Source organism: Stenotrophomonas sp. FW305-3-2-15-E-LB1, from assembly GCF_058787375.1.
In genome coordinates this window covers 247,202-256,319 of record NZ_JBYSZR010000003.1, presented here as the reverse complement: position 1 = coordinate 256,319, position 9,118 = coordinate 247,202, and the positions used below count along the sequence as shown (strand labels likewise).

General features: G+C 67.5%; 7 protein-coding genes. 2 read left to right on the top strand and 5 right to left on the bottom strand.

The window, feature by feature from the left end; genetic code table 11:
* Window positions 1–208: 208 nt before the first annotated feature.
* The 3 genes from AC3WL7_RS04400 to AC3WL7_RS04390 form a co-directional block, all read right to left on the bottom strand.
* Window positions 209–1,519, bottom strand: a complete 1,311-nt coding sequence (locus tag AC3WL7_RS04400) for a PQQ-dependent sugar dehydrogenase (protein WP_079224012.1) — start codon at window positions 1,517–1,519, stop codon at window positions 209–211.
* Window positions 1,512–1,952 carry a DUF2231 domain-containing protein gene (locus AC3WL7_RS04395; RefSeq protein ID WP_079224014.1) on the bottom strand — a complete coding sequence of 147 codons (441 nt, stop codon included), beginning with the start codon at window positions 1,950–1,952 and terminating at the stop codon, window positions 1,512–1,514. The genes AC3WL7_RS04400 and AC3WL7_RS04395 overlap by 8 nt, the downstream gene beginning before the upstream one ends.
* Before the next feature lie 172 nt (window positions 1,953–2,124).
* Window positions 2,125–2,484, bottom strand: coding sequence for a DUF7668 domain-containing protein (locus tag AC3WL7_RS04390; RefSeq protein WP_492749478.1), 360 nt, complete (start codon window positions 2,482–2,484; stop codon window positions 2,125–2,127).
* A 337-nt stretch (window positions 2,485–2,821) separates the two neighbouring features.
* On the opposite strand from AC3WL7_RS04390, the gene AC3WL7_RS04385 reads away from it, so the two are divergent.
* Both AC3WL7_RS04385 and AC3WL7_RS04380 read left to right on the top strand, forming a co-directional pair.
* Window positions 2,822–4,588 (top strand): S8 family serine peptidase, encoded by a 1,767-nt coding sequence (locus AC3WL7_RS04385; protein ID WP_492749477.1) that lies wholly within the window; start codon window positions 2,822–2,824, stop codon window positions 4,586–4,588.
* Window positions 4,588–5,151, top strand: coding sequence for a DNA breaking-rejoining protein (locus AC3WL7_RS04380; protein ID WP_079224020.1), 564 nt, complete (start codon window positions 4,588–4,590; stop codon window positions 5,149–5,151). The genes AC3WL7_RS04385 and AC3WL7_RS04380 overlap by 1 nt, the downstream gene beginning before the upstream one ends.
* 189 nt (window positions 5,152–5,340) lie before the next feature.
* Here AC3WL7_RS04380 and AC3WL7_RS04375 read toward each other — a convergent pair whose 3' ends face one another.
* Complete coding sequence (locus tag AC3WL7_RS04375) at window positions 5,341–6,639, bottom strand: aminotransferase class V-fold PLP-dependent enzyme (protein WP_492749476.1); 1,299 nt, start codon at window positions 6,637–6,639, stop codon at window positions 5,341–5,343.
* Window positions 6,639–9,047, bottom strand: coding sequence for a TonB-dependent receptor plug domain-containing protein (locus AC3WL7_RS04370; RefSeq protein ID WP_492749475.1), 2,409 nt, complete (start codon window positions 9,045–9,047; stop codon window positions 6,639–6,641). Before AC3WL7_RS04370 ends, AC3WL7_RS04375 begins: the two co-directional genes overlap by 1 nt.
* Window positions 9,048–9,118: the final 71 nt, after the last annotated feature.

Here is a 9,118-nt window from a genome sequence, read left to right as displayed (position 1 = left end):
ATGCTTGTCGGTCCCTCCACCCTGGCTCCTACATACCTCGTAGGAGCCGGGGGGAACATACAAGCCATGCTCGGCTGGTTCTTTGAAGAGCAGCCGAGCATGGCTCGGCTCTACAACATCCAAAGCCAACAGCAGTCGAGCACGGCTCGACTCTACAAACGCCAGAGCAGCCGAGCGTGGGCTCGGCTCTACAACTACAACGCTCCGGTTACTTCGCCGAGACCCGCCACACCACATCGCCGACGTCGTCGGCCACCAGCAGCGCGCCGTCGGCGTCCATCGCCATGCCCACCGGCGCACCCATCAGGGTCTTTTCATCCTTGGAGGTGAAGCCGCTGACCACGGCCTCCGGGCGGCCGGTCGGCTTGCCGTCCTTGAAGGCCACGTAGACCACTTCGTAGCCGCTGAGCGGCGAACGGTCCCAGCTGCCGTGTTCGCCGATGAAGGCGCCACCGTGGTACTTCGCCGGCAGCGACTGGCCGGTGTAGAACAGCAGGCCCAGCGGCGCCACGTGCGAGCCGATGGCGTAGTCGGGCACGATCGCCTTGGCCACCAGGTCCGGCCGCTGCGGCTGCACGCGCTCGTCCACGTGCTGGCCGTAGTAGCTGTAGGGCCAGCCATAGAAGCCGTCTTCCTTCACCGAGGTCAGGTAGTCGGGCACTAGGTCGGCACCGATCTCATCACGCTCGTTGGCTACGGCCCACAGCTTGCCGGTGCTCGGCTCCCAGTCCAGGCCGGTGGGGTTGCGGATGCCCGAGGCGAAGATGCGGCTGCCGCGCGTGGCCACGTCCACTTCCAGCACGACCGCGCGGCGGTATTCGACGGCCAGGCCATTTTCGGTGATGTTGCTGTTGGAACCCACGCCCACGTACAGCTTGCTGCCATCGGGGCTGGCCAGCAGCTCCTTGGTCCAGTGGTGGTTGATGGTGCTGGGCAGGTCGGTGAACTCGCGGCCCTTGTCGGACATGCGGGTTTCGCCGGGCACGTAGTGGTACTGCATGATGTTGCCGGTGTTGGCCACGTACAGCGTGTCACCGATGAGCTGGATGCCGAACGGCGAATGCAGGCCTTCGATGTAGACGTGCTGGGTCCAGGCATCGGTACCCGGCGTGCGGCGCAGCAGGGTGACCCGGTTGCCGCCCTTGCCGGCCTTGCCCGAGCGCGCCTTCACCTTGCCGGCGATCCACTGCTTGGGCGTGGTGACCGGTTCTTCGCCGGGGCCATTGCCTTCCACCACCAGCACGTCGCCGTTGGGCAGGGTGAGCAGGCGGCGCGGGTGCTGCAGGTTGGCGGCGATGCGTTCGATCTTCAGGCCGTCGGCCACGGTGGGCGACTGGCCGTCGGCCCAGCCCACGCCCTTGGGCACCTGCATGGGCGGCATGAGGAAGTTGGCCGGCTTGGGCAGCGGCGGCTGTGCGCCGGACTGGTCGGCCGGGTGGTACTCAGCCTTGCCGGCGCAGGCGGCCAGCATCACCGCCAGGGAAAGGATGCCCAGCGTGGGCAGGATGCGATCAGCCATGACGACCTCCGTGCAGCACCGGCAGCTGCAGCGACAGCAGGATGAAACCGATGGCGATCAGGCCCACGGTCAGGGCGGAGAGGATGGTGCCCGGCACGGCCACCGCGTAGGCGTCGCGGCTGTGCACGAAGGCATTCCAGATGGCCAGCACGATGGCCACCAGGTTGAGCAGGAAATCCACCCGGTCCACGCCGGTGGCGGTGCCGTTGCGGCGCCATACCGCAAACAGGTTGATCAGCCGCGGAATGATGGCGATGAGCAGGCCGAAGGTGATCAGCCAGGCCGCGGCCTTGCCCCACATCACCTCGGCGGTGTTGAGGTAGAGGATGTCGAAGATGAGGGCGCCGACGAAGAAGCCGAATGGTATCGGGTTCAACAGGCTGAAAAGCGTGGTGCCCGGGCCGCGATGGGCCTGGGCGACGGGGTTGACCATGGTCGTGCTCCGAAGGGGAAAGGTTGCACGGCCGTAGTAGCACAGCCGGCCGGGAGGTCGCGCGATGATGGCCGGTCGCCCCCGCCCCCTGCTTGGATGGATGTGCCACGAGGGATGTGCCGACCAAGGCAGTAGATCCACGCCATGCGTGGATGGAGATCGGCGCTGCCTCTCAGGGAACGTAGACCAGATGCAGGCTGTAGGCGAAGCCGGTTTCGGTTTCGGTGATGGACACATCCATCACCAGGTCACTTCGCCCTTCTGCAGCCGTGTGCAGGTCGACCAGGACCTTCCAGCGCTCGCCATCCCACTGGCTGACCGAGGTTTCCCAGGTGGCCTCGGGAAGTGGCACCAGGGTTTCCCCGTAGTCCTGGATGATGTCGGTGATGGTCTCCCACGTATCGGCCGTGCGCAGGCGAACGTCCGCTGCGTCGGGCGCGCGGCCTGAGGCGATCTCGTTGGCCATCCAGGTCAGGGTGGGGCGGAACGCCTCGTCCACGGCGACTTCGATGTCCGGGTCTTTCCTGACCATGTGTCTTCCTGGGAAAGCGGGCGGCGATCCGCGGTTCAAACATGATGGCATGGGTGGGATGGCCACGCCTGGCGGCCGGGGACCATGGCGCGGAAGGATGTGCCGACCAACGGTCGGCACCCACCAGAGCGGTAGATCCACGCCATGCGTGGATGAGCGCCGGCACGAGGGTCGTTATTCCCGGCCGGAATAAGTGTTTGTGACGCGCTTTGCACAACCGCATCTTCGCGCGAAGAAGAGGTAGGGGGTTCTTCGTTGTGCTGCGTTTGGCCAGGGGCGATGGGGCAGTTCCGCCCCGCCGTTCTGCCATGCCGATTCACAACAGAAGGACTCGTGTATGAAGCGAAACACGCTCCGCACCGTGCCACCGCGTTCCGCGCGGCTGGCCCTGGCCACTGCGCTGGTACTGGGCAGCCTGGCTGCCAGCGCCCAGGCGCAGCAGGCCGATCCCCTGGCCAACCTGCAGTGGCACCTGCTCAACACCGGGCAGGCGCTAACGGCCGACACCCTGCCGGTGGCGGGCAACGATCTCAACGTGGATGGCCTGTACCGCAATGGCATCCGCGGCCAGGGCGTGGTGATCGGCATCGTCGATGACGGCCTGCAGATCGCCCACCCCGATCTGGCCGCCAACGTGGCGGCGGTGCCCGGCAGGAACTTCGCCAACGGCTCCACCAACCCCTCCCCCTCCAACCCCGATGCCGACCACCACGGCACCATGGTCGGCGGCATCGCCGGCGCGGTGGGTGCCAACGGCGTGGGCGTGCGCGGCGTGGCCCCGGCGGCCACGCTGAAGGGCTTCAACGTGCTGGCCTCCAACGCGCAGGGCAACCAGCTGAGCAACATCGAATACTCGTGGTGGGATGGCACCGAATCGGCCGACGTGCAGGTGTTCAACAACAGCTGGGGCGCCGGGCCGGGCAACCCGAACCTGCCACTGGCCTTCAGCCAGAACGATGTGGCGTCCTATGAGCAGGCACTGTCGGGCACGCGTGGCGGCCGCGGTGGCATCTACGTGAAGTCGGCCGGCAACAACTTCAACAACGCCTCGGTCAGCCAGACCCAGGATGTCTGCACCACCGATACCAAGAACCGCAACACGGGCTGCGTGCCGGCCGGCCGCGACCCGCGCAACAACCTGTTCAACGTGATCACCGTGGGTGCAGTGCGCGCCGATGGCGTGCGCTCGTCGTACTCGTCCACCGGTTCGGCACTGTGGGTGTCGGCCTTCGGTGGCGAATACGGGCTGCAGGCGCAGTACGTACCGGGCCTGGTGGCGCGCGCCTACGACCCGGCCATCGTCACCACCGACGTTGGCGGCTGCACGGTGGGCAGCAACAAGAACAGCGCGCGCGAGAACAGCCTGGACAGCAACCTGTCGGCCATCGACAGCACCTGCAACTACACGGCCAAGATGAACGGCACGTCCGCCTCGGCGCCGATGGTGTCCGGCGTGGCCGCGCTGGTGCTGGAAGCCAACCCGCGCCTGAGCTACCGCGACGTGAAGTACATCCTGGCCACCACCGCCACCCGCACCCATCCCAACCAGCCGGCGGTGACGCTGGCCGATGGGCGCACGCTGGTGCCGGGCTGGACGGTGAACGCCGCTGGCCGCGCCTTCAGCAACTGGTATGGCTTCGGCGTGGTGAATGCCGCACGCGCGGTGCAGGTGGCCGATACGTTCCAGTCGCTCGGGCCACTGCTGGACACCGGCTGGCGCACCACCACCCGCAGCGTGGCGATCGGCAGCACGTCGGCCACGGCCGGCCGGCTGACCTTCCAGGTGGCCAATGGGGCGCGCAACGTCGAAAGCGTGCAGCTCGGCTTCCGGGTCAACCACAGCAACACGCGGCAACTGCAGTTCGTGCTGGTATCGCCCAGCGGCACGCGCAGCGTGGTGCAACCGGCGTTCACCGCCATCGGTTCCGGCACGGGCGGCGTGCAGCGCAACTTCACCAACTGGGATCTGCTGTCCAGCAACGCGTTCCTGGATGAAAGCGCCACGGGCACGTGGACGCTGGAAGTGACCGACATGGGGCAAGCCGCCGGCGCTGCATCGCGCGGCAACCTCGAATTCTTCAAGATCCGCGTTCTGGGGCACTGATGATGAAGACAACCATTCTGTTGAGCACCCTCGCCTTCGCGGCGATGACCGGCCCGGCCTGGGCGCAGAGCACGGGCGCCACGCCGGCGGCGCGCACGCTGTCCACCGTGGATGTGCAGGCGCTGAAGGCGGAGGCGACCGGCCGCTCGTTCGATGTGGGCGGCAACCGCTTCCAGCTGGCGCCCACGGTGGCCGTGCAGCAGGCGGCCAGCGGCCAGTTCCAGATCACTCCATCGGCGGCGGCGACCAGCGGCTCGCGCAGCAAGCGTTCGCTGGGTGCTGCTGATGCGGGTACCCGCAAGTTTGCTGCTGCGGTATCCAGCGATGGCGCGCCGGTGGTGGCGACATCGCGGGTCAAGGTGTTCTTCACCGATGCGGCGGCGGCACAGAAGGCGGCGGCGGCCACTGGCGGTACGGTGGTGAAGGTGTCGAAGGCTTCGGGGCGGGCGATTGTGGAATACCCGTCGGTGAACGCGGCGCTGGATGCCACGACCAAGCTGCTGTCGACCGCGGGTATCCGCGCGGCGGAGGCGGACCTGGTGCAGTGGGAAGAGAAGAAGTGATCTAGGGCGTTGTGTGGTGCCCCGGCCGGTGTGCCTCTCCCGGTCGGCCGGGGTTTTGTGCCGACCAACGGTCGGCACCCACCAGAAACACATGCCGACCAACGGTCGGCACCCACCAGAAGCACATGCCGTCCAGCGGTCGGCACCCACCGGAACCACATGCCGACCAACGGTCGGCACCTACCAGAACTACATGCCGGCCAGCGCTTCCACCAACGCATCCATCTGCTGCGGCCGGGTGAACACCGAAGGCGTGACCCGCACGCACGCGCCGGATTCCAGGCCATCACGATGCGTGGTGAATACCCGGTGCTCATCCAGCAGGCGCTTCTGCAGCGCCATGTTGTCGGCCACGCTGGTGCGCCCGCGCAGGCGGAAGCTGGCCAGCGCGCTGGCCAGTGCCGGGTCAGGCGAGGACAGCACTTCCAGATGCGCCATCTGCCGGGCGGGCACCGTCCAGCGCTCGCGCAGGTAGCGCAGGCGCGCCTGCTTGTTGGCCGCACCGATGCGCTGGTGCAGGGCAATGGCTTCGGGCAGCGCCAGGTACGCCGCGAAGTTCACCGTGCCAGTGTGCACGCGGCTGCCGACGCGGCCGTCGTCCGCCTCGCCCATGTACGGATCGAGGTCGGCCACGCGGCCCTTGCGGACATACATCGCGCCCACGCCCACCGGTGCGCCAATCCACTTGTGCAGGTTGATGCCCACGAAATCGGCCTTCAGGTCCGGCACGGCGTAGGCGATCTGGCCAAAACCATGGGCCGCATCCACGATCACATCGATACCGCGCGCACGCGCACGTTCGGCGATCTCGGCCACCGGCAGCACCAGGCCATGGCGGTGGCTGACCTGGGTCAGCAGCACCAGCTTCAGCTTGGGCAGCCGCGCGAAGGCGGCATCGTAGGCCTGCAGGATCTGCGCGTGGTCGGGCATGGCCGGCAGGGCGATGCGCTCCACCTGTACGCCACGGCGCTGCTGCAGCCAGCGCATGGCGCCGATGATGCTGTCGTAGTCCACGTCGGCGTACAGCACCTGGTCGCCGGGCGCGAGGCGGTTGTAGCCGCCGATCAGGGCCAGCATCGCCTCGGTCGCACCACGGGTCAGCGCGATCTCATCGGCACCCACGCCCAGCATGTCCGCCACCTGGCGGTGCACGGCCATGTACTCGGCGGGGAAGGTGTGCCGCCCGTACCAGGCGTTGCCACGGTTCACCTCGGCGGTGTGCCGCTGGTAGCTGGCCAGGGTCTCGCGCCCCATCGCGCCCCAGTAGCCGTTTTCCAGGTGGTTCACTTCATCGGTGATGTCGAAGTGGCTGGCCACGGCGGCCCAGTAGCCTTCATCGCGGGCCAGCACGTCCGGCGCCACGGTCGTTGCAGGAATTTCCATGGCCGCAGGGTAGCGTGCAGCAGCCATGGCAGGCAGTGAAGACAGCGCTGCGGCGGCCGGCAGCAGCGTGCCGGCGCGCAGCAGGTTACGGCGGCGGCTGTCCATCAGAAGGTCAGCCGGTACTGCGCGTACACGTTGGCACCGTCGGTGTCGTAGGGTGCGTTGCGCGAGTAGATCAGGCCGCGGCTGGCCTGGAAGGTCGCCTCGTCCGGGTAGCGGTCGAACACGTTGTCCACGCCCACGCGCAGGCTGTGGTGCTCGTTGATGCGGTAGCCCACGGCCAGGTCGAGGAAGGTCATGTCACCGAAGCGCTGGTAGATGTCGCCGGCCGCGTTGCCGGTCGAATCGGTCCACGCGCCGTAGTAGCGCACGCGCGCCATCAGCGACCACGCGCCCACGTCCCAGCTGCCGGTGAAGCTGCCCTTGTGCTCCGGCAGGCGGTCTTCGAACAGCACGCGCTGGGTTTCGTTGGTCGCCACCGAAGTGCTGCCGTTGTCCACGCGGGTGCGGTTGAAGTTGTAGGCCAGGGTCAGCGTCATGCGGCCGGCGCCGAGGTCCCGCAGGTAGTTGCCGACCACGTCCACGCCACTGGTGGTGGTGTCGAAATCGTTGGTGAAGTAGTTGACCGAGGTGTAGCCCAGCGGATTGGGCGTGCCGGCGGGAATGGCGAAGCTGGCCGACTGGCTGAAGCGGTCGGTGAGCTTGATGCGGTACACATCCACCGAACCGGACAGGCCCATGTCGGTGCGCCAGGTCAGGCCGAGCGAGGCGGTGCGCGATTCTTCCGGGGTGAGCGGCTTGGCACCGAGCAGCTGTGCCAGCGGATCGTTCGGCGACAGGCGGCCGCTGGTGAAGATCTGCAGGGTGCGCGTGTCCAGGCCCTGGCTGGTGCTGGTGGTGTTCAACTGCGCCGGGGTGGGCGCGCGGAAGCCGGTGGAGAACGTGCCGCGCAGGGCTACGTCCGGAGTGATGGCAAAGCGCGCCGACAGCTTGCCGTCCACGGTACTGCCGAAGCTGGAGAAGTCTTCATAGCGGCCGGCGGCACCGATGCTCCAGCGTTCGCCCAGCGGCACTTCCATATCGACATAGGCAGCATGGCTGCGCTGGTCCCACTTGCCCGCCTGGCTGGCCGAGAAGCCCGGCGCGCCGTTGGAGTTGGCTTCCAGGCCGGCCACTGCACCGGGGCCGACCGCGTACGAGGCCGGGTCGCCGGCGCGCACTTCATAGGTTTCCTGGCGGAACTCGGCACCGAAGGCGACGTTGACCGGCTTGGCCAGCGCGGCCACGTCCCATTCGTAGTTGAAATCGACGTTGGCGTTCTTCTCGGTCTGGGTCAGGCGGCCGAGGTCGAACGAGGTCGGGCTGTCCGGGCCAAGCGAGGCATTGATGGAGTTGTCCAGGCTGTAGTCGATGGCATTGCGGCCATACGACGCGCTGGCATCCCAGCGCAGCTTGGGCGTGATCTCACCACGCAGGCCACCCACCAGCTGCAGGTCGTTCTGCACGTTGCCGTACTGCGGGCTGAAGCCCACCGGATAGAGCGAACGCAGATCCCAGCCGGGGAAGATGCGGGTGGTGCGGTAGGCGCCGGTGGTGGTGTCCGGGTTGCGCCAGTTGAAATCGCTGACGCCATCGCTGTGGCTGTACAGGCCGAAGGCGTAGACCTCCAGCGTATCGCTGGCATTGGCCTTCAGGTTGAAGCCCACGCGGCGGCTTTCCAGTTCCGGCTGGCCCCAGCGCTGTACGGGGTTGGGCACGTCCAGATCGGGATGCGCGGCCTGGAAGGCGATGGCATCGGGACGCTGGCGGGTGCGCGAGGTGGCATCGGAGTTCGACGATTCGGCGAACAGCGCCAGGCTGCCGTAGTCGCCCAGCGCCCAGCCGGTGCGGGCGCTGAAATCACGCGAGGCACCATCGCCCTGCGCGTACTGCGAGTAGCCCGCAGTGATCTCGGTGCCCGGGCTGTCTTCAAGAATGATGTTGATGACGCCGGCAATGGCGTCCGAACCATACTGCGCCGAGGCACCGTCGCGCAGCACTTCGATGCGCTTGATGGCGCTGGTCGGGATCTGCGCCAGGTCGGCGGCCTGTGCGCCACGGTTGCCCAGCAGCGCGCTGCGGTGGAAGCGGCGGCCGTTGACCAGCACCAGGGTCTGGTCCGGCGACAGGCCACGCAGGGTGGCGGGTCGCACGAACACCTGGCCATCGGCCATCGGCAGGCGCTGCACCACGAACGACGGCACCAGCTGTGCCAGCACGTCCTTCAGGTCGGTGGAATCGACCGACGTGATGTCTTCCTTGGTGAACACATCCACCGGCGCCAGCGTTTCGAACTGGGTGCGGTTGGAGGCGCGGGTGCCGGTGACCAGCATGGCATCCAGCTGGGTCGGCGCGGCATGGGTGGTGCCACCACCGGGGGTGTCTGCCGTACTGGCATCTGCTGCGATCGCGCCTCCTGCGCTGACCATGGAAAGGGCGAGGAGGATGGAACGCGACAACAACGAGCTCTGCACGACGGGGACTCCGGGACTGCACGACAGGGTCAGGCGCGCCTGTACAGGCGGCCTGGACAAGTCGCGCAGTC

Coding starts and splice junctions, on each gene's coding strand:
- AC3WL7_RS04400 (WP_079224012.1), bottom strand. CDS start 1,519: ATGGCTGATCGCATCCTGCCCACGCTGGGCATCCTTTCCCTGGCGGTG.
- AC3WL7_RS04395 (WP_079224014.1), bottom strand. CDS start 1,952: ATGGTCAACCCCGTCGCCCAGGCCCATCGCGGCCCGGGCACCACGCTT.
- AC3WL7_RS04390 (WP_492749478.1), bottom strand. CDS start 2,484: ATGGTCAGGAAAGACCCGGACATCGAAGTCGCCGTGGACGAGGCGTTC.
- AC3WL7_RS04385 (WP_492749477.1), top strand. CDS start 2,822: ATGAAGCGAAACACGCTCCGCACCGTGCCACCGCGTTCCGCGCGGCTG.
- AC3WL7_RS04380 (WP_079224020.1), top strand. CDS start 4,588: ATGATGAAGACAACCATTCTGTTGAGCACCCTCGCCTTCGCGGCGATG.
- AC3WL7_RS04375 (WP_492749476.1), bottom strand. CDS start 6,639: ATGGACAGCCGCCGCCGTAACCTGCTGCGCGCCGGCACGCTGCTGCCG.